We start from the raw sequence: 22,013 nt of genomic DNA, 5'->3' as shown, positions 1-22,013 counted from the left end.
AGCCCTGGACCGCGTGGCAGGGGCATGTCCTTAGGCGCTGAGCGATTCGGCCAGAATGCCGATCAGCGTGTCGATTTCGGATTTCTCGATGATCAGCGGCGGCGACATGGCGATGATGTCGCCGGTGGTGCGCAGATGCGCCCCCTTATCCCAGGCCCGCAGATAGGTGTCGAAGGCGCGCTTGGTGGGCTGGCCCGCGACCGGCTCCAGCTCTACCGCGCCGACCAGACCGGCACAGCGGATGTCCTTCACATGCGGCAGGCCTTTGAGGCTGAACATCGCCTCGGCCCAATACGCCTCCAGCCCGGCGGCGCGCTCGAACAGCTCCTCCTCGCGGTAGGTGTCGAGTGCTGCCAGCGCCGCGGCGCAGGCCACCGGGTTGCCCGAGTAGGTATAGCCGTGGAACAGCTCGATCATATGCTCGGGGCCGGTCATGAAGGCGTCGTGGATTTCGCTGCTGATCATCACCGCGCCCATCGGGATCACCCCGTTGGTGAGCCCCTTGGCGGTGGTAATCATGTCCGGCTCCACGCCGTAGTAATCGGCCCCGAAGGCACGGCCCAGACGGCCGTAGGCAGTAATCACCTCGTCAAAGATCAACAGGATGCCGTGTTCGCGGGTGATCTCGCGCAGGCGTTTCAGATAGCCCTTGGGCGGCAGGATCACCCCGGCGGAACCCGCCATCGGCTCGACGATCACTGCGGCAATCGTTTCCGCCCCGTGCAGATCGATCAGCCGCACCAGATCCTCGGCCAGCTCGACGCCATGCTCGGCCTCGCCCTGGCTGTAGGCATTGCGCTCGGGATCATGGGTGTGACGCAGATGGTCAACGCCGGTCAGCAGACTGCCGAAATGGCGCCGGTTGTTGACGATGCCGCCCACCGCGATGCCACCGAAGTTGACCCCGTGATAGCCCTTCTCGCGGCCGATCAGCCGGGTGCGGCCCGCCTCGCCCTTGGCCTTGTGGTAGGCCAGCGCGATCTTCAGTGCGGTTTCCACCGATTCCGATCCGGAGTTGGTGAAGAACACGTGGTTCAGATCGCCCGGCGCCAGTTCGGCCAGCCGGCTGGCCAGCTCAAACGCCTTGGGATGCCCCATCTGGAAGGCAGGCGCATAGTCCAGCTCCGCCACCTGTTTCTGCACTGCTTCGGTAATCCGCGGGGCGGCGTGGCCTGCATTGACGCACCACAGGCCGGCGGTGCCGTCCATCACCTTCTGCCCGTCGGTGGTGGTATAATACATGCCCTCCGCCGCGGCGATCATCCGGGGGCTCTGCTTGAACTGCCGGTTGGAGGTGAAGGGCATCCAATAGGCGCCAAGGTCGTTCCTGCGTGCGGGGTCTGAAGTCATGACGTGATTTCCTTTTCCATTGAACTGCAGAGTCAGGCGGCCGAAAGGCTCAGCAGGTTATCGAGGCTTGCCTTTGCGTCGCCATAGAACATGCGGGTGTTTTCCTTGAAGAACAGCGGGTTCTCGATGCCCGAGTAGCCGGTGCCCTGGCCGCGTTTGGAGACGAACACCTGTTTCGCCTTCCAGCATTCCAGAACCGGCATGCCGGCGATCGGAGAATTCGGATCTTCCTGCGCCGCCGGGTTGACGATGTCGTTGGAGCCGATCACGATCGCCACATCGGTCTCCGGGAAGTCCTCGTTGATCTCGTCCATTTCCAGCACGATGTCATAAGGCACCTTGGCCTCGGCCAGGAGCACGTTCATGTGCCCCGGCAGACGGCCGGCCACCGGGTGGATGGCAAAGCGCACGGTCTTCCCCTTGGCGCGCAGGCGGCGGGTGAGTTCGGCCACGTTCTGCTGCGCCTGCGCCACCGCCATGCCGTAGCCGGGGATGATCACCACAGAGTCGGCCTCGTCCAGGGCCGCTGCCACGCCGTCGGCGTCGATGGCGATCTGCTCGCCGTCGATCTCCATCGCCGGACCCGCCGCGCCGCCGAAGCCGCCCAGGATCACGCTGACAAAGGAGCGGTTCATCGCCTTGCACATGATGTAGCTGAGGATCGCACCCGAAGAGCCCACCAGGGCGCCGACCACGATCAGCAGGTCATTGCCAAGCGAGAAGCCGATCGCCGCCGCGGCCCAGCCCGAATAGCTGTTCAGCATCGAGACAACCACCGGCATGTCGGCGCCGCCGATGCCCATGATCAGGTGGTAGCCGATGAACAGCGCCGCCAGGGTCATCAGCACCAGCGGCAGGAAACCGCCGGAATTGAAGTACCAGATCAGGCAGATGAAGGAGAGCGCCGCGGCGCCCGCGTTCAGCATGTGGCCGCCCGGCAGCTTGGTCGCGGCCGAGGTCACCTTGCCCGCCAGCTTGCCGAAGGCAACAACCGAGCCGGTGAAGGTGATGGCGCCGATGAAGATGCCGAGAAACAGCTCAACCCGCAGAAACGCGATCTCGGCCGGGGTCTTCTTGGCAATCAGCTTGGCGAAGGTGCCGAGCTCTTCGGTGCTGCCCGAGGCCGCGGAGGCCGCCACATTGCCGATCTCGAAATGGGCGATGAAGCCGACAAAGACCGCCGCCAGGCCGACCAGCGAGTGCATCGCGGCAACCAGCTGCGGCATCTCGGTCATCTGCACCTTTTTGGCGACATAGGTGCCGATGAGGCCGCCGCCCGCGATCAGCAGGAGCGACAGCAGCCACAGGCCGGAACCGGGACCGATCAGGGTGGCAAAGACCGCCAGGCCCATGCCGGCAATGCCGTACCAGACCGCGCGTTTGGCGCTTTCCTGGTTTGACAGCCCGCCCAGCGACAGGATGAAAAGAACAGCCGCAACAACATAGGCGGCGGTGGTGAAACCGTAATCCATTGAACCTGCCTCGCTTTAAGATTTCTGGAACATGGCGAGCATGCGCCGGGTGACGAGGAAGCCGCCGAAGATGTTGATCCCGGCCATGAAGACCGAAAGCGCCGCCAGCAGGATCACCAGCCAGCTGCCGGAGCCGATCTGCATCAGGGCGCCGAGGATGATGATCGAGGAGATCGCGTTGGTCACCGCCATCAAAGGCGTGTGCAGGCTGTGCGCCACCCCCCAGATCACCTGGAAGCCCACGAAACAGGCCAGCGCAAAGACGATGAAATGCTGCATGAAGCTGACCGGTGCAACGAGCCCGACCAGCAGCAGCAGCGCGCCGCCGCCCGCCAGCAGGGTGACCTGGCTTTTGGTCTGCGCCTTGAAGGCCTCGACCTCCCGGGCGCGTTTTTCCTCCGGCGTCAGCTCCGGCACCGCCTCCTTGGGCTTGGCCGCAATCGCCTGCACTTTCGGCGGCGGCGGCGGGAAGGTGATCTCGCCCTCAAAGGCCACGGTGGCGCCGCGGATCACGTCGTCTTCCATGTCGTGATTGACCTGGCCGTCCTTGCCGGGCGTCAGGTCGGTCATCATGTGGCGGATGTTGGTGGCATAAAGCGTCGAGGCCTGCGCCGCCATCCGGCTGGGGAAGTCGGTATAGCCGATGATCGTCACACCGTTGTCCGTCACGATCTTCTCGTCCGCGACGGTCAGCTTGCAGTTGCCGCCCTTTTCCGCCGCAAGATCGACGATCACCGAGCCCGGCTTCATCGCCGCAACCATGTCCTCGGTCCACAGCTCCGGCGCTTCGCGGTTGGGGATCAGCGCGGTGGTGATCACGATGTCCATCTCCGGCGCCAGCTCGCGGAACTTCGCCAGCTGCGCTTCGCGGAACTCCGGCGAGGAGACCGAGGCATAGCCGCCGGTGGCGGCGCCGTCCTGCTGCTCCTCCTCGAAATCGAGATAAACAAACTCGGCGCCCATCGATTCCACCTGCTCGGCCACTTCGGGCCGCACGTCGAAGGCATAGGTCACCGCGCCGAGCGAGGTCGAGGTGCCGATCGCGGCCAGACCGGCAACGCCGGCGCCGACCACCAGCACTTTTGCGGGCGGCACTTTGCCCGCCGCCGTAATCTGGCCGGTGAAGAAACGGCCGAAGTTGTTGCCCGCCTCGATCACGGCGCGGTAGCCCGCGATATTGGCCATGGAGCTGAGCGCGTCCATCTTCTGGGCACGGGAGATCCGCGGCACCATTTCCATCGCGATGACATTGGCGCCCTTGGCTTTGGCCGCTTGCATGCCCTCTTCATTCCCGGCCGGATTGAAGAAGGAGATCAGCGTCTTGCCCTTGGTCAGCCGTTTAAGCTCGGTCTCGTTCGGCTGGCGCACCTTGGCGACGATGTCAGCGGTTTTCCACAGCTGCGCGGCGGTCTTGACGATCTCGACCCCGGCCGCCTCATAGGCGGCATCGGAAAAGCCCGCAGCAGCCCCGGCCCCGCTCTCGATCGCGCAATCATACCCGAGCTTCTGCAGCTGCCGCGCCGAGTCCGGCGTCAGCGCCACGCGCGCCTCTGCATTCGCCGTTTCCTTCGGCGTTCCAATAAGCACTTTGATGTCCTCCCTTTGCGCAGCCCAGGCCGTTTGAACGGGGGCCGCGATTAGGGGAAAGTATTTTATCTTTTTACTTAGTAGTCAATAATTTTTCCAGCTTATATTTTTTGACGTTTCAAAACAGCCTACTAGATTGGCTATCTTTCGGTTTACGGTATTTTTTTTGATCTAGTGATAAAAAAATATTTGACAGCCGCGCCCCTTCTCCACAGTCTAAGCGGCACAGGGAGGACCCCATGAACACCGAAAAGCTCAGCACAGGCACCGCCTGGGCGGAGACCGGAGATTTGCGCGCTCTGATGATGCGCGCCGCCCGGATCCGCGACACCCACTGGGGCCGCACGGTCACCTATTCGCGCAAGGCCTTTGTGCCGCTGACGAACATGTGCCGCGACACCTGCGGGTATTGCACATTCGTCAAGCACCCCGATTCCTCCGAGGCAAATATCATGACGCCGGAACAGGTGCTTGCCACCGCCCGCCGTGGTGAGCTGGAAGGCTGCAAAGAACTGCTGTTCAGCCTCGGCGAAAAGCCTGAACTGCGTTATGAGAAGGCCCGCAAGGGGCTGGAGCGGCTTGGCTATTCCAGTCTGACTGCCTATCTGGCCGACATGTGCGCGCTGGTGTTGCGGGAGACCTCGCTGCTGCCGCATGTGAATGCGGGCACCCTAACCGATGACGAGATCGACGTGCTGCGGCCGGTCTCTGCCTCGATGGGCATGATGCTGGAAACCGTCAGCCGCCGCCTGACCCGGAAAGGCCAGCCGCACTATGCCTGCCCCGACAAGGTGCCGGTGCAGCGGCTGCGCACGCTGGAACGGGCGGGGCAGAAACAGGTACCCTTCACCACCGGCCTCTTGATCGGCATCGGCGAAAGCTTTGCCGAGCGCATCGAAGCGCTGCACGCGATCAACGAGGCCCACGCCCGCCACGGCCACATCCAGGAGGTCATCATCCAGAATTTCCAGCGCAAGCCGGATATCGAGATGGCCAGCCACCCGGAGCCTTCGCTGGAGGACATGCTGCGCACCATCGCCGCGGCGCGGATCATCCTGGCGCAGGACATCAGCCTGCAGGCGCCGCCAAATCTGAGCGCCCGCCACATCGCCTATCTGGAAGCGGGCATCAACGACTGGGGCGGGATCTCGCCCGTGACCATCGACTTCATCAACCCGCAGCACGAGTGGCCCGAGATCCGCGCGCTGGCACGCTCCAGCACCGAAGCCGGGTTTGAGCTGCGCGAGCGGCTGACCGTCTATCCCCGCTACCTGACCCGCGAGCAGGACTTCATCAACCCCGCCATTCTGGCCCGCGCCGCCGGTATGGCCGGCCCCGGCGGGCTGGCCCGCGATCAACGCCACATCGGAGAGACAGCATGACCCTTCAGCACCCAGCCGAAAAGTTTGCCGCCCCGCCTGCCGCACTGCCCGTAGCCGTTGCCGGTGCCTCTGCCCCTGTGCGCTCCATTCTGGAAATGGCGCTGGAGGGCGGCGAGGTGTCCGAATCGGAAGGCGTCGAACTGTTCCGCGCAACCGGCGCCGATGCCGAGGCGGTTTATGCGGTGGCGGATGAGCTGCGCCGCCGCGCCAACGGCGACCATGTGTCGTTTGTGGTGAACCGCAACATCAACTTTACCAACATCTGCTACATGGGCTGCCGCTTCTGCGGCTTTGCCAAGCGCTCCGAGGACAAGGACGCCGAGTGGCTGGAGCCGGAGCAGATCGTCGAGCGTGCGCAGCAGGCCTGGGACCGCGGCGCGACCGAGGTCTGCATCCAGGGCGGCCTGCACCCCAAAATGGAAGGCACCTATTATAAGGACATCGTCGTGGCCATCAAGGCGGCGCTGCCGGACATGCATATCCACGCGTTCTCGCCGTTTGAGATCTGGTACGGCGCCTCCAAGACCAAGATGTCCTATCACGATTTTCTGGCGGATCTGAAAGAGGCGGGGCTGGGGTCGATGCCCGGCACCGCGGCGGAGATTCTCGATACCGATGTGCGCATGCAGCTGACCAAGAACAAGCTGAGCGCCGAGAAATGGGTGGAGATCATCCGCGCCGCGCATGAGGTCGGCATCCCGACCACCGCGACCATCATGTACGGCCATATCGACGGGCCGGAACACTGGGCCGCCCACATCCGGCTGCTGCGCGACATCCAGAAGGACACCGGCGGGTTCACCGAGCTGGTGCCGCTGTCCTTTGTGCATACCGAATCGCCGCTGTGGGCCAAAAACCCGGACAAGGTGCGCCCCGGCCCCACTGCGCTGGAGGTTGATCTGATGCATGCGGTGGCGCGCATCATGCTGCACGGCTGGATCGACAACATCCAGGTCAGCTGGACCAAGCTGGGCGCGGCGCGGGCGCAGCAGATGCTGTCGCGCGGCGTCAACGACCTCGGCGGCACGCTGATGAACGAGAGCATCTCGCGCGCGGCCGGGTCGGGCCACGGGCAGGAGATCACGGCGCGGGAGCTGGTTCAGATCATCCGGGCTGCGGGCCGGGTGCCGGTGCGCCGCAACACCATCTATGAAATCCGCGACATCTATGATGACCACGACCCGGAAGAACTGGCGCCGCTGGTGGACCGGCAGGGCAGCAACCCCTTGGCATTCCTCGAGATGTTCCCCGAGCGACGCGCGCTGGAGGCCGCGGAATGAGCGCCGCGGTGAAGCACAAGGTCACGCTGCTGGCGGGTGGCGTTGGCGGTGCCAAGATGGCCGAGGGGCTGGCGGCGCTGCCGGATGTCGAGCTGTCGGTGATCGGCAATGTGGCGGATGATGATGAATTCCACGGGCTGTGGGTGTCGCCGGACATCGACACGCTGACCTACAGCCTGGCCGATGTGATCGACCGCAACCAGGGCTGGGGCGTGGCGGATGAAAGCCACCGGGCGCTGGACACGCTGACCAAACTGGGCGCCGGCACCTGGATGTCGCTGGGCGACCGCGACTTTGGCCTGCACATCCACCGCACCATGCGGCGGCTCAAGGGCGAACGCCCGAGCGTGATCGCCCGCGACGTGGCCCGCGCCTTCGGGGTTACGGCAGAGATCCTGCTGCCGACCGATGACCGGGTGCAGACCCGTGTGCGCACCGATGCGGGCTGGCTGAGCTTTCAGGAGTATTTCGTGCGCGAACGCTGCGCGCCCGACGTGCGCGAGCTGGCCTTTGACGGCATCGAACAGGCCCGCCCCACGCCGGAGGCGCTGGCGGCCATCGCCGGGGCGGATCTAATTGTGATCGCGCCGTCGAATCCGCTGGTCAGCATCGCACCGTTGCTGGAAATCCCCGGCATCAAGGCCGCCCTGCGCGCCTCAAGCGCCTTTAAGGTGGCGGTCAGCCCCTTCATCGCGGGCAAGGTGGTCAAGGGACCGGCCGATAGGATGATGGCGGCGCTGGGGCTGCGGGCCGATGCGGCGGGCGTGGCGGAACGCTATGCCGGTATCGCTCAGACGCTGGTGATCGACCATCAGGACGAAGGCCTGGGCGATGACATCCGCGCCTTCGGCATGACGCCGATCTGCGCCCATATCCTGATGCGCGACAAGGCCGACAAGGCCCGGCTGGCGCGCGAGGTGGTCGAGCTTGGCCTCGCCCCCACCGCGGCGGAGGCCGTAGCATGAGCGCTGCGATCCATACCGGCAAGCGGCTCGTGGTGATCCCGATGAAGGATCCCAGCCGCGCCAAGACCCGGCTGGACCCGACGCTGAGCCCCGAGAGGCGCGCAACGCTGGCGCTGACCCTGTTCCGTGCCAACGTCACCCGTCTGCAAGAGGCGCTGGCTCTGTTGCCCGGCGCGGGGGTGGAGATCGCAGTTGTGACCTCCAGTCAAAAAATCTCCCGGCTGGCGCAGGCGATGGGGCTTCTGCTGATTGACGAGGGGTGCCCGAGCGGCCTGTCGGACGCGTTGGAAACCGCCGCTTGCTGGGCCGCAGAGCGCGGCTACACGGCGATCTGCGTCCTGCCCGGCGATCTGGCCGCGCCGAAACCGGCCGAACTGGCCCGGCTGCTGAGCCATGATCTGGCGGGCGGTAAGATGGTGCTGTGCCCGGCGGATGATCTAGGCACCAATGCGCTGCTGGCGCCGCTGCCCTGCCCGTTCCGCTTTGCCTATGGGGTGAAATCCGTGGTCGCCCACCGCCAGGCCGCCGAGGCCGCAGGCCTGTGCCCGGTGATGCTGCCGCTGGCCAGCCTGCGGGCGGATGTGGACACGGCCGACGACCTGCAGCACCTGCTGGCGCATCAGCCGCAGCTCCTGATGCAGGAGGCCGCACGATGAGCCTGTCCGTATCCATCACCGCCGTGCCCGGCATCCCTGACATCCAGAACGGCGACGATCTGGCCAAGGTGCTGGGCGACTGCATGGAACAGGCCGGCCTGTTCCCGCAGGACGGCGACATCCTGTGCATCGCGCAAAAAGTCTTCTCCAAGGCGGAGGGCTGCATCATCCCGCTGTCCACGGTCACCCCTTCGGATGAGGCGATCAAATACGGCGAGGAGCTGAACAAGGATCCCCGCAAGGTCGAGATCGTGTTGCGCGAAAGCACCCGGGTGGTGCGGTCCTTCCGCCGTCCCGATCAGGAAAGCGGGACGATGATCTGCGAACACCGGCTGGGGTTCATTTCGGCCAATGCGGCGGTGGATGAATCGAACTTCGGCGAGGAAGACGCCGCCATGGTGCTGCCCGCCGACCCGGACGCGAGCTGCGCGCGCATTCAGCAGGCCTTTGCCGAGCGCTTTGGCGTGCAGACCGGCGTGGTGATGACCGACACCTTCGGCCGTCCGTGGCGGCTGGGCCAGATCAACGTGGCGATCGGCCTGTCGAAGGTGCCCGCCACCATTCAGGAACAGGGCAACCTCGACGCCTGGGGGCGGCCGCTGATGGTCACCGAACCGGCGCTGGCGGATGAGATCTCCGCCGCTTCCGGGCTGGTGGTGCGCAAGAACGGGAAAACACCGGCGGTGCTGCTGCGGGGGCTGGACTGGCAGCCCGCGGACAGCCGCGGCGCCGACATAATACGGAAAAAACAGGAGGATATGTTCAGATGAAAATCGCAATCATTGGCGGCACCGGGCCGCAAGGCCAAGGGCTGGCCCTGCGCTTTGCCCGCGCCGGGATCGCCGTGGCACTGGGCTCGCGCGACGGTGCGCGCAGTGCCGGCATCGCAGCCGACCTGATGGCAAAACTGCCCGAAGGCACCGCCCAGATCGAAGGGCTGGACAATGAGGCCGCCACTAAGGCCGCCGATGAAATGGTGGTTCTGGCGGTGCCGTTTTCGGCCCACAACGCCACGCTGGAAGCGCTGAAACCGCATCTGGCCGGCAAGATCCTGGTCGACATCGTGGTGCCGCTGAAAGAAGGCGACCCCAAGAAGGTCGAGATGCCGCCGGAAGGTTCCGCTACCGAGGCCGCGCAGGCGCTGCTGGGCGACGGTATCCCGGTGATCGGCGCGCTGCACAACGTCTCGGCCACCACGCTGAACAACCTGGACTGGCCGATCAACTGCGACATTCTGATCTGCGGCGACAGTCTGCCCGCCCGTAAAAAGGTGATTGAGCTGGTCCGCGTGCTGGACGTCGAAGCCTACAACGCCGGCGACGCCGAAGCGGCCCGCTGCATCGAGGCGATCACCCCGATCCTGATCCGCCAGAACATTTCCAAGGCAGTGCCGTTTACCCATGCCGGTATCCGCATCTGCCCGCCCGCACACTAAAATTCCAACGAGGAGGAAAACACACATGGAATTCGGTATTTGCTTCAAAGGGTTCGTTGAACCCGACCGCGCCCGCGCCCTGGTCCGCCAGGCGGAAAACGCAGGTTTCACCTACTGCTGGTTCTACGACAGCCACATCCTGTGGCGCGAAAGCTTCGTCGCCATGGCGATGTGCATGGAACACACCAAGAAGATGCGCTTCGGCCCGCTGGTGACCAACCCCAATTCGCGCGAGTGGTCGGTGGCGGCGTCGCTGTTCGGCTCGCTGGCGAAACAGTCGAACGGCCGCTTCGACATCGGCCTCGGCCGCGGCGACAGCGCGGTGCGGGTGATGGGCAAGAAACCCTCCACCATCAAGCGGATGGAAGAGTTCACCCATGTGGTGAAGGATCTCATCCGTGGCGAGGAAGTCCAGTACGGCGAATGCCCCGAGCCGGTGAAATTCCCCTGGGCCAACGGCTATGAGCTGCCGGTCTGGATCGGCGCATACGGTCCCAAGGCGCTGGCCTCGGCCGGCAAGGTCGGCGACGGTGTGGTGCTGCAAATCGCCGAGCCCAAAATCATCAAATGGCTGGCGGATCAGGCAAAGGCCGGTGGTGAAGCCGCAGGCCGTGACATGTCGAACTATCGCGTGATGGCCGCCGCCCCCGCCCATACCGGTTCGATTGAGGAAGGTATCGAGAAGACCAAATGGTTCCCCGCCATGGTCGGTAACCACGTCGCCGACATCGTCGAGAAATACGGCAGCGACAGCGATCAGGTGCCCTCCAGCCTGACCTCTTATATCGAGAACCGCAAAGGCTACGACTATTCCAAGCATGGCCAGAGCGATAACCCCTATCTCGATTTTATCACCGAGGACATCGTCAAGAGCTTCTGCGTGCTGGGCACCCCGGACGAGCATATCGCCAAGATCCGCGACCTTGAGGCGGCCGGCACCACCCAGTTCAACATCTACCTGGACAGCGGCGACGAGGAAAAAATCATCGCCGATTACGGTGACAAGATCATCCCGGCATTCAGGGAACAGGCTGGTGCGTCTTCCCCGATGCTGGCTGCATCCTGACCCGTCTCTTTTGACGTCATAACCTGCCGGCGGACAGTCCCCTTTGTCCGCCGGCGCCTTGATATGCGCGGCTTCCCGGATTGGAGCCTCAGCCTGCGCCTGCTGGTCTTAGCCTTTGAATTATGACATGACGGCGCCAATTCATATTAGAACGAAGTGGCAATTTCCGTATGGCGCGCATGTCGGCAGAGAAACCAAAAACAAAAATTCAACGGCAAAAGACTGAGCAGATCATGGCTGCCGCGCTTGAGGTCTTCTCCCGGCACGGTTCGTCAGGCGCGTCGATCAATCTGATTGCCAAGACCGCCGGGCTGACCACGCCCAACTTGCTGTATTACTTTGAAAGCAAGGATGCGATCCGCCGGGAACTTCTGGCCCGCACGCTTCAGTTGTGGATGGCGCCGTTGAACATGCTGAGCCCGCGCGGCGAACCGATTGACGAAATCTGCGAGTACATCCGGCGCAAGTTGGAGATGTCGCGGAGTTTCCCCAAGGAAAGCAAGTTCTTCGCAAATGAGGTCCTGAGCGGCCTGCCGCGATCCCGCAGCGAGATTTTCGGACCGTTGAAAGACCTGTTCAACACCAAGATCGTGATGCTTGAAGACTGGATGCACGACGGGAAAATTGCGGCCGTCGACCCGCACCACCTTCTGTTTTCGATTTGGGCGACCACTCAGCATTATGCCGACTTCGACGTTCAAATCGAAGAGATCGCCCCAGCGAAAGCGGAAGACCGTTATGCCGAAGCCGAAGTATTTCTCCTGGAGATGTATAGAAAGCTGCTCACAGTCTGACGTGCCAGCCCCGTTTCTTGTTTCGGCAGGCTTCCTGAAATCCGTGCTTGCTTCGAAACGTCGGCGTGGCGCAGGTGCCCAGGCCGGACAATCGGGGGGACGGGGCGGACAGCAGGGGGAAACTCAAAGTATTGCCGAATTTCCACTTATGCACATGCGAGTTTCATTTCTTGGCTTTCTGCATGGGCAGCCGCTGCTATGGCAGGGGAAACGCGTTTGGGACCTGACCTGATCCGAGGAGGGGCACCATGTCCGAAGCCGGGTCGAGGCACCAATGAACGGCCTGAAGCTCTTCGGCGGAAGGGTCATGTCACGAGACCCCGGCCGCCAAACCGCCGAGATCCAGATCCGCATTGCCATCATGAACCGCTGCCCGGCCCTCTGCAGGGCCCAAATCGAAGCTGCCGCCTGACTTCAGGCGGGAAAGGGCGCAATCAACCTTCAGGCCTCTTTGTGCAACATCGCCATTCTGGAACATGCAAAATTCCGTCCCGCCCTCAACGACCTTGACCTATCGAAAGTCTAATCCACTGTTCCAGGACACATCACCATCTCACAAAACCGGTTCAAGATCAGCATACGCATTGATGGTGTCGACAAGTATTCAAACTCGGATACGCTGTGTGTTTCGCCCGACAGATATCGTCAGAGCAGGCGTTTCTACTTGATAAACACCTATAGGAATCAAACACCGAACTATCTGGCCACTGATAAACAGATGCTCATGGGGGCAGCGAGGCTGGAAACCTTGTAGCAAGGCGGGTCGATGTTCGGAAATCAGAAGAACCGAACGCAAGATAGGACTTCTTCCATCAGCTTCGTCTCGCACCGTGGAGCTAGCTGACAGAAAATGCTGCGCAAAGCGAGAACGGCAGATTTGCCCGGCTGTACCGCAGTATCGAGGTCCGCCGGTGAAAGTTTCCTGTGGCCCGTCACCCATCACCCCTGTCCCAATTAGGGCGACGCGACCTACTGGCTTGTGGCGGCGCTGGGTCGCCCTCACCGACGCGTGCCCAGAACCCTGATTTTCGGGGGTGCGCTGTCTTAAGCTTGGCAAGATAGGCTGCGTGGCCGGCCTGTTCGTTGGGGCGGGTGGTGTCCGTCGCTTCGGCCAGCAGCGCCAGTTTCCCGAGGTATTCCGCGCCGTGCCTATAGGCCTTGGAGCGCGCGCGATCCAGAATGTCGTCCAGAAGTGCGCGGTAGAGTATCGTCGCCGCCAGCGGATAATCGTGTTCCAGAAGGGCCGCGGCTTTCGGCAAGCTGTGCCAATCACCACCGTTCCAGCGGTGCGGATGCATCACAATCAGCTTTGCCGCCAGATCGAGTCGCGGCCAGTCGAGGAAAAATTGCAGTGCCGCCTCGGGCTTTGCCTTTTCCAACGCGAGGGCATGGGCGCGGTCTTCAGTTTCGATATCCTCAAAATCCGGCAGCTGCTTAAGGTGCTCCCGCAGGATATCGGCGGACAGCGTCGCCTCGAAACAACACCAGCGCAGGGCCTGCGCGGCAGGTCTTTCGTCCGTGGCTTCCAGGATACGCGCCTCCAGGCTGACCCGTGCCGGTGACAGGTCACTACCGGTCTCGCCTAACGCGCGCCGCCCCGGTTTGCGCACCCAATCCAGCGCCTCGGCGCTGCGGCCCGCCTCCAGAAGCTGCGCAGCGATCCCCAGATAGTCCTGCATATGCGGCTGCTTTTTCGCCTCAAGCGCGATGAGCAGATCGAGATCCCCCCGCGCCGAGGCTATGGTCTGGCGCATCGCGGCCCATTGCGAGGTCATGGAGTAGAACCAGCCATCCGGTTTGCGCGCCGCTTCCTCGGCCTGCCTCTCAGCGATGGCATCTTGCAGATCGGCATCCCAGCGCGCCAGACTGTCTTGCGGCAGATGCGGCGCAACCGCTTCGGTTACCTCAGCCAGATAGCCGTGAGTGCTTTCGCCAAGGGCGGTCATGATCTTCCCGGGCAGCAGATCCGCTTCGAGTGCAGCCAGGTTCTGCGCCAGATCACCGGTCGCGGTGATTGCCTGATAATAAACGTCCTGAACACGGCCCGAAGAATCGTCGACGCGTTCGAACACCTGTTCATGGGTGGCGATGAAACGCAGCAGCCGGTCTATGGTGAGCCCCGGCGCAGCGGCACCCAGCTCGGAGGTGAGGGTATCAGTCAGACTGCGCAGATCGTCGGCAAAGGCGCGGGCTTTGCCCCACTCGATGAAACTCTTTGCCCGCGCCAGCCCGGACAGCCGCCGGTCGATCAGCTTGGCAATGACCTCGGGGCCGGATTTCCCGGCCAGCGCCGCCTTGACCTGCCGCCGGAACCCCGCATTGCGCTCGGCTTCTTCCAGCACCAGCTGCGCGAGCTTGCCGGCACCGAGGTCTTTCAGCTTGTCAGTGGTGAGGGCAGGTTTGCGGGCCATGGGCAGGTCTCGATTGTGGGCTGTTACCCCAATAGGTGCCTCGACCAGATCGTGGGGGCAAGTATCGGATGTCCGGCCGACAAAATACTGCAGGAAGACCCAATGGCGGCAATGTGAAAGCTGCGATGCCGCATGCGGCTGACAGGGAAAAATCCCGGACTGATAAAGGATTTTCGATGCGGGTCTTGGCGTTAAGGTTGGGCTTGCTGCCCGGCCGGCCCGAATTGGATATCCTCCCAAGGTGGAGACCGCGGAGATCTGGGCGGTGTCCATGGGGATTTGTGTGCCAAGGCCTGTTGCGGTGGTGATAGCCGGATGTCTACCGGGGAGACCATGGCACTTGCCAAGGGCGGCGCGATTGCCCGGGATAATGATGTCCCGGCGCCTGGGGCACCTGCGACGTTCTATTTGAGAGCGGTCCGGATCGTTTAGCACAATGGGAGCGGCCCGGTCTGAGAGCACGCACCGAGGCAATTTCCGTGACGAGGACCGGACACGCCCCGGTGTTCCGTTCACATGGCCCTATCCAGAATAAGCCCTGCTAGTGAGCGGAGGGCCAGCGAACTGGCCCATCGCTGCGGGGGCAGCCCAAGACAACCCGACGCGTCCGCGGGGCGCAGGAACGCGCCATTTGCAAGTCTTGGCCGGGCTGCCGATCAACCGCGCAAATCACCTCCAACATGCTGCGCCGCCACCAAGCCGTTCCGCCTTTATCGCATTGCGCAGTAGCGCGGACCGGTCCCATCGCATCGCGCCGAAGCTGCTCTACGCGGCCTCACCGGCCAGAGACACCAGCAATTCGTCCAGACGTTCGAGTGTTGAGGCCAGGCCGGATTCCATGCCCATGTCGATGACTTTTTGCAGATCCTCAGGAGAATTGTAGGAAACCAGCATTTCCACCATCGTGCGCCCGTCCAGATCGGTAAAGGCCTGATGGATATGCGAGCGCGGCATGTCCGGGTTCACAACGCCGGTTTCGTCGGTGAAGCCGTCATAGGCGGTATAGGCTTCGATCGGAGTGATCGTTTCGTAATCCGTGCGGCTCCAATAATGCGTGCCTTCGGGGTCGATCATGGCGAAATGCCAGTGGCCGCCATCGCGGAAGTCCATGGATTGGGTCTTTGTCGTCAACGGCTTGGGGGCGTACCATTTGTCCAGAAGCTCAGCTTTGGTGTAGCAGTCCCACACCAGTTGCCGCCCGGCGTCGAATTCGCGCCGCACGGTCAGCGTGCTTTTCTGCATGTCGGCAATGAAGTCAAAGCGCAGATCAGGTTTCATTGGTTTCTCCTTTTAGCGTAGTCAGAAGATTGTCGAGATTGTCATAGCGGCTGGCCCATATGGCGCGTTGTTCACCGAACCATTTCTCAGCGGCCTCCAATTGGCCGGGTTTCAGCGTGCAGGTGCGCACGCGGCCCTGTTTCTGCGAGGCAATCAGCCCGGCCGCTTCCAGCACGCTGATATGTTTCATGAAGGAGGGCAGCGCCATCTTGAAAGGGGCCGCCAGCTCCTTGACGGGCGCGGGGCCTTCCACCAGGCGCTGCACCACGGCCCTGCGGGTGGGGTCCGCAAGGGCGTGAAAGACCGAATCGAGATGCGTTACACAGTTATCCATGTGGCTAACTATATGACGCGCCAAACGGTTAGGTCAATGGATAACTATCTTCAATCTGCCGCTGAGCCGCCTTCAAGAATCGACGGCGCTGCAAGGGCAAAGGCACCGCCCGCTCGGGAATTTCCGCGCAGCGCTGCTATTGGTGCAGCACGCAGCATCAACTGTGGCCGCCATAGCTTTCTGAATGCCCGCTTTAAAGAAGATGGCCAACAGCATAGCAGGTCATGGCTTGCCTCCCCTTGCTGAATATTCAAGCGGCGGCGGGATGGTGCTGCGCTGCGCGGCATTCCAGCCCGGTCAGCAGTGCAACCGCAGCAGCCTGGACCAGAAGCAAGGCCCAGCCCAGCCCGTTGGGCGCGATCAGCCCGGCCAGCGGCATTGCAAGGCTGGCCAGCACCCAAAGCGCATTGCCCGCCACAACCGCGATGGCCGCCCAGGCCGGGACGCGGTCTGCCCGGGCGCAGGCTGCCATGAACCCTGCCGCTGGAATGAGCAGAAGACCTGCCCAGAACAGGAATGCTGCGCTGATCTGGGTCAGTTGAGCAACCGGGCCGGAGCCCAGAACAAGCAACCCGCCCATGGCCGCGCAGGCGGCGGCATCAAGCTTCAGGATGGATTGCAGCGGAAATTGCGGAGCGGAATGGCTCATGAGTTTGTTCCTTGGCTCTGGTAATGCCCGCCGGGATGGCCGGGATATGGGCTGATCCTTGCAAAGGGATGTTCTGGCGTCGATTACGTTGGAGGTAATTGCCGGGCAAAAAATGAACGGATAAGTTGCAGCCATGAATGTGATGCAGGAAACCGCCGGCCAATTGCTGCGCCAATGGCGCCAGCATCGGCGGCTGAGCCAGCTTGATCTGTCTGCCGGGGCCGGGATTTCCCAGCGCCACCTGAGCTTTGTGGAATCCGGCCGCTCCCGCCCCAGCCGCGATATGGTGATGCATCTGTCCGAGCATCTGGATGTGCCGCTGCGCGAGCGCAACGCCATCCTGGTGGCGGCCGGACACGCGCCGCACTACCCGCAGCGCCCGCTCGACGCGCCGGAACTCACGGCCGCAAATGCAGTCATCCGGCAGCTCCTGGACGGATACATGCCGCATCCGGCGCTGGCGGTGAACCGGCATTGGGAGCTTCTGGCGGCCAATGCCGCGGTGTATTCCTTGCTGGATGGCGCCGCCCCGCATCTTCTGGAGGGCACGGTGAATGTGCTGCGCCTGAGCCTGCATCCCGACGGGCTGGCGCCCCGCATCCTCAACCTGGCGGAGTGGCGCGGCCATATCCTAACCCGGCTCACCCGCGAGATTGATCATTCCGCCGATCCCAAGCTTGTTGCCCTGCACGGCGAGATTGCCGCCTTTCCGGCCCCCGCGGGTAGCCCGCGCCGCCGCGCCAGTCTGGCTGGTGAATGCCGCATTGCGGTCCCGCTGCGGCTGAAAGGCGGGACCGGGCCGCTGGCCTTCCTCAGCACCACGACGGTATTTGGCACCGCCGTCGATGTGACCCTGTCGGAGGTCACCATCGAAGCCTTCTTCCCGGCAGACCGTGAAACCGCCGCAATGATGGCGAAGATCGCTAAGAAAGGACCTTGAATGACGGTCAAACGTATTGTTGCAAACCTGCCTGCCGCCCGGATTTCCGAGGTGCAGGATTTCTACACCCGCCTGTTTGATCTGGACGTTGTGATGGACCACGGCTGGATCGTGACACTCGCATCGGGCGCCGCCGCCTCTGTCCAGATCAGCATCGCGAGCCACGGCGGGTCCGGGACCCCGGTGCCTGATCTGTCGGTCGAAGTCGATGATGTGGATGCGGTTTTTGCACGGGCCGAAAGCCTCAGTCTCGATATCGTTTACGGCCCCGCGGATGAACCTTGGGGCGTGCGCCGCTTCTATGTCCGCGACCCGGCCGGGAAATTGCTGAATATTCTGGCTCACCCCGGCTGAGGATCTGCCGCATTCCTGCTGCGGTGCAATCAGGAGACGGGAAACCAGATCTCCACGCTGCCGCGCCCGGTTTCAGCCTCAAACCGCGGATCAAAAAGCGCGGGATCCGTCGCTCCCAATAGTTCCAGACCGGCATCAGGCAGGGATATATTCTAGCAGGCCGCTGAATTCGTCAGGCCAGCGGGACGCTGTTCTCCCCGATGGGATGATCCGTCATCGAGCTTCCGGATCGGGCGGCTGGAAGCAGGCCTGTGGCGGCCTTATCCAGCCTCATACCGCCAGAAACCGGGGCAACCGGGCAGGATTTCCAGCGGCGAGTGTCAGGATGCAGCGGGACCGCACCCGCTTGAGGCCGCGATAGACGGTCTGGGACAGGCCGCCGACGGTCTTGGCCCGGCCGAAGGCTTCTTCGATCCGCTTGCGGTGCTTCTGGGGCAGGGCATAGCCTTTGTGCCGGGTTGTGCGCCCGTCGACTGCTGAATGCGCCGCTTTCCTGGCGGCGTGCGGAGTGACGCAGGGCTGGCGGAGATCCGCGACGAATTCGGCCGCATCATATCCCTTGCCGCCCCCCAAGGTCAGCTGCCGGGTAGATCCGGGGAGTGACGGTGCAGCATATCCAGCGCGGCCGGGCGTTCGGCGCGGCCGTCCATTGCCCGGCAGGCGCATGCGCAGCATGCTGCCGGGTGGGCGGGCCGGTGACCGAAGCAAGGGTCGCATGCGAACGCGTCTCGCCCTTGAAGCTGGCCTCGGCATTGCGACTGCGGCGCGTGGAGCGGGGTATTGGAGCGGTCTCGGGTTAATTCTGGGCAGGCTGTGCAGCCGGGGCCATGGATGTCGCGGGCGGGTCATCCGGCCCATCATCGCAGGGCGGCGAGCCCGCCGCCTTCGGCTGGAAACTCTTCATCCGCGCCCAGGCCTTGATGAGCGTGCTATCGGCCGGGAAGCGGCCGTCCCCTCTCGGGACATTGCTGCGCAATGCCCAGCCGGTGACAGATCGGCCGCTCCGGCGCGATCGAGGGGCGGCCGGAATCGGTGTAGAGCGCCTCGAACCCGGCATCCAGGCTGGCCAGAGCGTCATTCACCACCTGCCTGATCTTACGGAGCGGGTGCCGCGCGGGGATGCGCTCTTCCAGACCGGCATAGCTGAAAAGCGATCCGCTCGCTTCGTCCGTCCCGCGCATCATCCCCCCTGCCGAAGTTCTGCTGAGGGTGAATCATGGTCCTCAGACCGCGTCGAGCCCCGACTTCTTCAGCAGCCTGTTAGGGCAAGCGCACAGGCCCGCCGCCGTGCCGCGGGTCTAGGGCCGCGCGGCGGCGGTGCGGCAGCACCGTTCACCCTTGACGCGGAATTCTAAAATACCCTCAGCAAGGCGCTTCAGGGCAGACCCGCCCCTGAAGCGCATCTCAGCATCTTTGTCCGCGCTGCGCAGCAGCGCCCGGCCCAACCGGCCAAGGGCATGTCAATGCCAGCAGGACGGGCGGGAGTTCCCGGCCTTCCCCGCCCTCACCTCAATACGGCATCGGATGCATCCGGTGTGCTGCGTTGATCTCCTCCAGCACCTTCTGGCTCAGCTCCAGCTCCACCGATTTCAGCACATGCTCCAGCTGCGGCAGATGAGTGGCGCCAAAGATTGCCGAGGCCATGAACGGCCGTGTGCGGCACCAGGCCAGCGCCATATGCACCGGGTCCAGCCCATGCCGCTCAGCAATCGCAAGATAGGCCGCCACGGCATCGTAGACCCGCGGCGAATGGCGCCCGCCCAGCTCGGGATTGATCGACTTGCGCGAGCCCTCCGGCACCGCCCCGTCCTGATACTTGCCGGTCAGCAGCCCGGTGCCCAGCGGCGAGAACGCCAGCAGGCCGACGTCCTCGTTAACGCTCAATTCCGCCAGGTCGGTGTCATACATCCGGCACACCAGCGAATATTCGTTCTGGATCGAAGCCACCCGCGGCCCGCCGCGCGCCTCCGCAATCCGCAGCCATTGCGCGGTGCCCCAGGCGCTTTCGTTCGACAGGCCAAAGGCGCGGATGGTGCCGCGCTCCACCTCGCGCTGCAGCGCCTCCAGGCAATCCTCCATATTGGCCAGCGTCTCCGCCCGGTTCTGGGAGGACGGATCATAGCTCCAGTTCTGCCGGAACATGTAGCTGCCCCGGTTCGGCCAGTGGAATTGGTAGAGGTCGATGTAATCGGTCTGCAGCCGCTTCAATGACTCCTCGATGGTTGGTGCGATGGTCCTGGAAGAGATCGGCGCCCCGTCCCGCACATGCCGCATCCCCGCGCCGGAATGCTTGGTGGCCAGAATGTACTCGCCCCGCCGCCCCGTCTGCGCATTCCAGGTGCCGATGATCCGCTCACTGTTGCCCAGGGTTTCGGCACTCACCGGGTTCACCGGATACATCTCGGCGGTATCGACAAAGTTCACGCCGCCCTCCAGCGCGAGGTCGATCTGCGCATGGGCCTCGGCCTCCGCGGTTTGGGTGCCGAATGTCATCGTGCCCAGGCACAGCTCCGACACCATCATGCCGGTGCGTCCCAATGGATTGAGTTTCATGCTGCGTTCCCCTGTCCTGGATTTGGCTGCGACCCTAAGGGCTCATCCGGGAAGTGCAAGCCGCTTGCACATGCACGGCAAACCGGCCAGCCTCTGCTCAGCTTAAGGAAAGGATACCCGATGCCGCAGACCATCACCAAGGGCGTCAAGGCGCTGCTGGCCGAGGCAAACAGCCTCGTCGAAACCATATCTGTCGAGGCGGCCAAACAGAAAGTTCTGGATGAGGAGTACGTCTTCATCGACCTGCGCGACATCCGCGAACTGCAGCGCAGCGGCATGATCCCCGGCGCCTTCTCCTGCCCGCGCGGCATGCTGGAATTCTGGATCGACCCGGACAGCCCCTATCACAAGCCGGTGTTCAATCAGGACAAAACCTACGTGTTCTACTGCGCTAGCGCCTGGCGTTCTGCCCTCAGCGCCAAGGCGGCGCTGGAAATGGGGCTGAAGCCGGTGGTGCATCTGGAGGGCGGGTTTACCGAATGGGCCAAACAGGGCGGCCCGGTTGTCCCCCGCGAGGGCTGAGATCCGCCGCCCGCGCATCGCGCGGCGCCTGTCCAGCGGCGCAGGTCCGCAGCAGTGCGCGGTTGAGAACAAAGAGCGAACATGCTAATCTGACTGCATGCCGACTCACCTGCTCAGCCGCCGCCGCCACAGATCCCGTCCGGCCCTGTCCGTGATGGAGGGGGTTGCGCTGGAGCATGGCCGCGTGCACGAGGCCTGCGGCCCCGCCCGCCACAGTTTTGCGCTGTGGCTGGCCGCCGCCGCGCTGGAGATCGCGCCGGGGCCGGTCCTGTGGCTGTCCCCGGCGCAGGGCGGCAAGCAGCTGAACCCGGACGGGATGGCGGAATTTGCCAGCCCCGCCCGGTTCCTGTTCGTGCAGCCCCCCCGGACCGAGGATCAGCTTTGGGCCATGGAGGAAGCTTTGCGCAGCGGCGCGGCGGCGCTGGTGGTGGCAGAACTGGCTGAGCCGCCCGCCATGACCCCGGTGCGGCGGCTGCATCTGGCGGCAGCGGCCGGCGGACGCTTCGGTCCGGCGCCGCTGGGCCTGCTGCTGACCCCCGGCACAGGCGGCGCCCAGGGCATCGAAAGCCGCTGGCACCTGGCCCCTGCCCATACCCCGTTGCCTGATCCCTTGCCCCATGCCCGGCCGGCACACAGGCCCCCGGCCGGTCCGGCCAGCGATAGCACCGCGAAGACCCGGAACTGCTGGACCTTGAAACGCCTGCGCGCCCGCACCCTGCCGCCTTGCAGCTGGCAGATCACCCGGGCCGCCGGCGGCTGCCCGCACCAATCTGCCCCGCTCCGGCCCGCTCCGCCCTGCCCTGAGCCCCGCGGCATAGCCCCGCCCCCATTCCGGGAGCAGCCGGAACCAGCCCTCCCGTCTTGACGATGCCCTCCCGCGCCCGCAGGCGGACCTGGCTGCGCCGGCACCGCCTTAGCGGCCTTGGGCCCGGCACCGGGCTGCGCCCGGTGCCGGGCCCAACAGGCAGAGGCTTTGCCAAAAGCC

20 protein-coding genes and 2 pseudogenes are annotated in these 22,013 nt (G+C 63.9%); 13 read left to right on the top strand and 9 right to left on the bottom strand.

Going from position 1 to position 22,013, the window contains the following annotated elements; all coding sequences use genetic code 11:
• Positions 1–30 precede the first annotated feature (30 nt).
• The 3 genes from aptA to METH_RS04265 are packed head-to-tail and all read right to left on the bottom strand — an operon-like array spanning position 31 to position 4,409.
• Complete coding sequence (gene aptA / locus METH_RS04275) at positions 31–1,350, bottom strand: omega-aminotransferase AptA (RefSeq protein ID WP_024089185.1); 1,320 nt, start codon at positions 1,348–1,350, stop codon at positions 31–33.
• A gap of 32 nt (positions 1,351–1,382) precedes the next feature.
• Positions 1,383–2,822 carry an NAD(P)(+) transhydrogenase (Re/Si-specific) subunit beta gene (locus METH_RS04270; protein WP_024089184.1) on the bottom strand — a complete coding sequence of 480 codons (1,440 nt, stop codon included), beginning with the start codon at positions 2,820–2,822 and terminating at the stop codon, positions 1,383–1,385.
• A 15-nt stretch (positions 2,823–2,837) separates the two neighbouring features.
• Positions 2,838–4,409 (bottom strand): Re/Si-specific NAD(P)(+) transhydrogenase subunit alpha, encoded by a 1,572-nt coding sequence (locus METH_RS04265; RefSeq protein WP_024089183.1) that lies wholly within the window; start codon positions 4,407–4,409, stop codon positions 2,838–2,840.
• Between the two features lie 239 nt (positions 4,410–4,648).
• Here METH_RS04265 and cofG point away from each other — a divergent pair, with 239 nt between their 5' ends.
• The 9 genes and pseudogenes from cofG to METH_RS23775 form a co-directional block, all read left to right on the top strand.
• Positions 4,649–5,791: a 7,8-didemethyl-8-hydroxy-5-deazariboflavin synthase CofG gene (cofG, locus tag METH_RS04260; RefSeq protein ID WP_024089182.1), complete on the top strand. Its 1,143-nt coding sequence runs from the start codon at positions 4,649–4,651 to the stop codon at positions 5,789–5,791.
• Positions 5,788–7,071 (top strand): 5-amino-6-(D-ribitylamino)uracil--L-tyrosine 4-hydroxyphenyl transferase CofH, encoded by a 1,284-nt coding sequence (cofH, locus tag METH_RS04255; RefSeq protein WP_024089181.1) that lies wholly within the window; start codon positions 5,788–5,790, stop codon positions 7,069–7,071. Before cofG ends, cofH begins: the two co-directional genes overlap by 4 nt.
• Entirely contained in the window at positions 7,068–8,036 is a 969-nt protein-coding gene (cofD, locus tag METH_RS04250; protein WP_024089180.1) for a 2-phospho-L-lactate transferase, read from the top strand. Before cofH ends, cofD begins: the two co-directional genes overlap by 4 nt.
• Positions 8,033–8,692 carry a 2-phospho-L-lactate guanylyltransferase gene (gene cofC / locus METH_RS04245; protein ID WP_024089179.1) on the top strand — a complete coding sequence of 220 codons (660 nt, stop codon included), beginning with the start codon at positions 8,033–8,035 and terminating at the stop codon, positions 8,690–8,692. The genes cofD and cofC overlap by 4 nt, the downstream gene beginning before the upstream one ends.
• Positions 8,689–9,462, top strand: a complete 774-nt coding sequence (cofE, locus tag METH_RS04240) for a coenzyme F420-0:L-glutamate ligase (RefSeq protein WP_024089178.1) — start codon at positions 8,689–8,691, stop codon at positions 9,460–9,462. The genes cofC and cofE overlap by 4 nt, the downstream gene beginning before the upstream one ends.
• Positions 9,459–10,127, top strand: a complete 669-nt coding sequence (npdG, locus tag METH_RS04235; RefSeq protein WP_024089177.1) for an NADPH-dependent F420 reductase — start codon at positions 9,459–9,461, stop codon at positions 10,125–10,127. Before cofE ends, npdG begins: the two co-directional genes overlap by 4 nt.
• Before the next feature lie 25 nt (positions 10,128–10,152).
• Positions 10,153–11,193, top strand: a complete 1,041-nt coding sequence (locus tag METH_RS04230; protein ID WP_024089176.1) for a TIGR03842 family LLM class F420-dependent oxidoreductase — start codon at positions 10,153–10,155, stop codon at positions 11,191–11,193.
• A 170-nt stretch (positions 11,194–11,363) separates the two neighbouring features.
• Positions 11,364–11,987 (top strand): TetR family transcriptional regulator C-terminal domain-containing protein, encoded by a 624-nt coding sequence (locus METH_RS04225; protein WP_024089175.1) that lies wholly within the window; start codon positions 11,364–11,366, stop codon positions 11,985–11,987.
• 241 nt (positions 11,988–12,228) lie between these two features.
• Positions 12,229–12,399, top strand: a pseudogene (locus tag METH_RS23775) (IS5/IS1182 family transposase); the annotation flags it as partial.
• Positions 12,400–12,919: 520 nt separating this feature from the next.
• Here METH_RS23775 and METH_RS04220 read toward each other — a convergent pair.
• The 4 genes from METH_RS04220 to METH_RS04205 all read right to left on the bottom strand — a co-directional run bounded on the left by METH_RS04220 (position 12,920) and on the right by METH_RS04205 (position 16,659).
• Positions 12,920–14,398, bottom strand: coding sequence for a DUF6880 family protein (locus tag METH_RS04220; protein ID WP_052348663.1), 1,479 nt, complete (start codon positions 14,396–14,398; stop codon positions 12,920–12,922).
• A gap of 765 nt (positions 14,399–15,163) precedes the next feature.
• Positions 15,164–15,676, bottom strand: coding sequence for an SRPBCC family protein (locus tag METH_RS04215; RefSeq protein WP_024089172.1), 513 nt, complete (start codon positions 15,674–15,676; stop codon positions 15,164–15,166).
• On the bottom strand, positions 15,666–16,010 hold the full coding sequence (locus METH_RS04210; RefSeq protein ID WP_024089171.1) for an ArsR/SmtB family transcription factor: 345 nt from the start codon (positions 16,008–16,010) through the stop codon (positions 15,666–15,668). Before METH_RS04210 ends, METH_RS04215 begins: the two co-directional genes overlap by 11 nt.
• 250 nt (positions 16,011–16,260) lie before the next feature.
• Entirely contained in the window at positions 16,261–16,659 is a 399-nt protein-coding gene (locus METH_RS04205; protein WP_024089170.1) for a hypothetical protein, read from the bottom strand.
• Between the two features lie 133 nt (positions 16,660–16,792).
• Between METH_RS04205 and METH_RS04200 the strand changes: the two genes are divergently transcribed.
• Together METH_RS04200 and METH_RS04195 are read left to right on the top strand one after the other, a co-directional pair.
• Positions 16,793–17,599, top strand: a complete 807-nt coding sequence (locus tag METH_RS04200) for a helix-turn-helix domain-containing protein (RefSeq protein WP_024089169.1) — start codon at positions 16,793–16,795, stop codon at positions 17,597–17,599.
• Complete coding sequence (locus tag METH_RS04195) at positions 17,600–17,953, top strand: VOC family protein (RefSeq protein WP_024089168.1); 354 nt, start codon at positions 17,600–17,602, stop codon at positions 17,951–17,953.
• Between the two features lie 270 nt (positions 17,954–18,223).
• Here METH_RS04195 and METH_RS23000 read toward each other — a convergent pair.
• Together METH_RS23000 and METH_RS04185 are read right to left on the bottom strand one after the other, a co-directional pair.
• Positions 18,224–19,134 (bottom strand): annotated as a pseudogene (locus METH_RS23000) (transposase).
• Positions 19,135–19,462: 328 nt separating this feature from the next.
• A complete protein-coding gene (locus tag METH_RS04185; RefSeq protein WP_024089166.1) occupies positions 19,463–20,506 on the bottom strand; it encodes an aldo/keto reductase in 1,044 nt (347 codons plus the stop codon).
• A 120-nt stretch (positions 20,507–20,626) separates the two neighbouring features.
• Between METH_RS04185 and METH_RS04180 the strand changes: the two genes are divergently transcribed.
• The gene (locus tag METH_RS04180; RefSeq protein WP_024089165.1) at positions 20,627–21,028 is read left to right on the top strand and encodes a rhodanese-like domain-containing protein; all 402 of its coding nucleotides are present in this window, start codon (positions 20,627–20,629) and stop codon (positions 21,026–21,028) included.
• A gap of 97 nt (positions 21,029–21,125) precedes the next feature.
• The gene (locus tag METH_RS04175; protein ID WP_024089164.1) at positions 21,126–21,893 is read left to right on the top strand and encodes a hypothetical protein; all 768 of its coding nucleotides are present in this window, start codon (positions 21,126–21,128) and stop codon (positions 21,891–21,893) included.
• Positions 21,894–22,013 lie beyond the last annotated feature (120 nt).

Origin of the sequence: Leisingera methylohalidivorans DSM 14336 (assembly GCF_000511355.1) — a bacterium.
In the GTDB taxonomy this organism is placed as follows: domain Bacteria; phylum Pseudomonadota; class Alphaproteobacteria; order Rhodobacterales; family Rhodobacteraceae; genus Leisingera; species Leisingera methylohalidivorans.
The sequence above is the reverse complement of the archived record's forward strand: the minus strand, read 5'-3'. Positions and strand labels throughout refer to the sequence as shown.

Bases quoted from the DNA above. Each gene is read 5' to 3' on its own strand.
- METH_RS04230 (WP_024089176.1), top strand. From the start codon at position 10,153: ATGGAATTCGGTATTTGCTTCAAAGGGTTCGTTGAACCCGACCGCGCC.
- cofE (WP_024089178.1), top strand. From the start codon at position 8,689: ATGAGCCTGTCCGTATCCATCACCGCCGTGCCCGGCATCCCTGACATC.
- npdG (WP_024089177.1), top strand. From the start codon at position 9,459: ATGAAAATCGCAATCATTGGCGGCACCGGGCCGCAAGGCCAAGGGCTG.
- METH_RS04220 (WP_052348663.1), bottom strand. From the start codon at position 14,398: ATGGCCCGCAAACCTGCCCTCACCACTGACAAGCTGAAAGACCTCGGT.
- cofG (WP_024089182.1), top strand. From the start codon at position 4,649: ATGAACACCGAAAAGCTCAGCACAGGCACCGCCTGGGCGGAGACCGGA.
- METH_RS04205 (WP_024089170.1), bottom strand. From the start codon at position 16,659: ATGAGCCATTCCGCTCCGCAATTTCCGCTGCAATCCATCCTGAAGCTT.
- METH_RS04215 (WP_024089172.1), bottom strand. From the start codon at position 15,676: ATGAAACCTGATCTGCGCTTTGACTTCATTGCCGACATGCAGAAAAGC.
- METH_RS04270 (WP_024089184.1), bottom strand. From the start codon at position 2,822: ATGGATTACGGTTTCACCACCGCCGCCTATGTTGTTGCGGCTGTTCTT.
- METH_RS04195 (WP_024089168.1), top strand. From the start codon at position 17,600: ATGACGGTCAAACGTATTGTTGCAAACCTGCCTGCCGCCCGGATTTCC.
- METH_RS04175 (WP_024089164.1), top strand. From the start codon at position 21,126: ATGCCGACTCACCTGCTCAGCCGCCGCCGCCACAGATCCCGTCCGGCC.
- METH_RS04180 (WP_024089165.1), top strand. From the start codon at position 20,627: ATGCCGCAGACCATCACCAAGGGCGTCAAGGCGCTGCTGGCCGAGGCA.
- METH_RS04200 (WP_024089169.1), top strand. From the start codon at position 16,793: ATGAATGTGATGCAGGAAACCGCCGGCCAATTGCTGCGCCAATGGCGC.
- cofC (WP_024089179.1), top strand. From the start codon at position 8,033: ATGAGCGCTGCGATCCATACCGGCAAGCGGCTCGTGGTGATCCCGATG.
- aptA (WP_024089185.1), bottom strand. From the start codon at position 1,350: ATGACTTCAGACCCCGCACGCAGGAACGACCTTGGCGCCTATTGGATG.
- cofH (WP_024089181.1), top strand. From the start codon at position 5,788: ATGACCCTTCAGCACCCAGCCGAAAAGTTTGCCGCCCCGCCTGCCGCA.
- METH_RS04210 (WP_024089171.1), bottom strand. From the start codon at position 16,010: ATGGATAACTGTGTAACGCATCTCGATTCGGTCTTTCACGCCCTTGCG.
- METH_RS04185 (WP_024089166.1), bottom strand. From the start codon at position 20,506: ATGAAACTCAATCCATTGGGACGCACCGGCATGATGGTGTCGGAGCTG.
- METH_RS04225 (WP_024089175.1), top strand. From the start codon at position 11,364: ATGGCGCGCATGTCGGCAGAGAAACCAAAAACAAAAATTCAACGGCAA.
- cofD (WP_024089180.1), top strand. From the start codon at position 7,068: ATGAGCGCCGCGGTGAAGCACAAGGTCACGCTGCTGGCGGGTGGCGTT.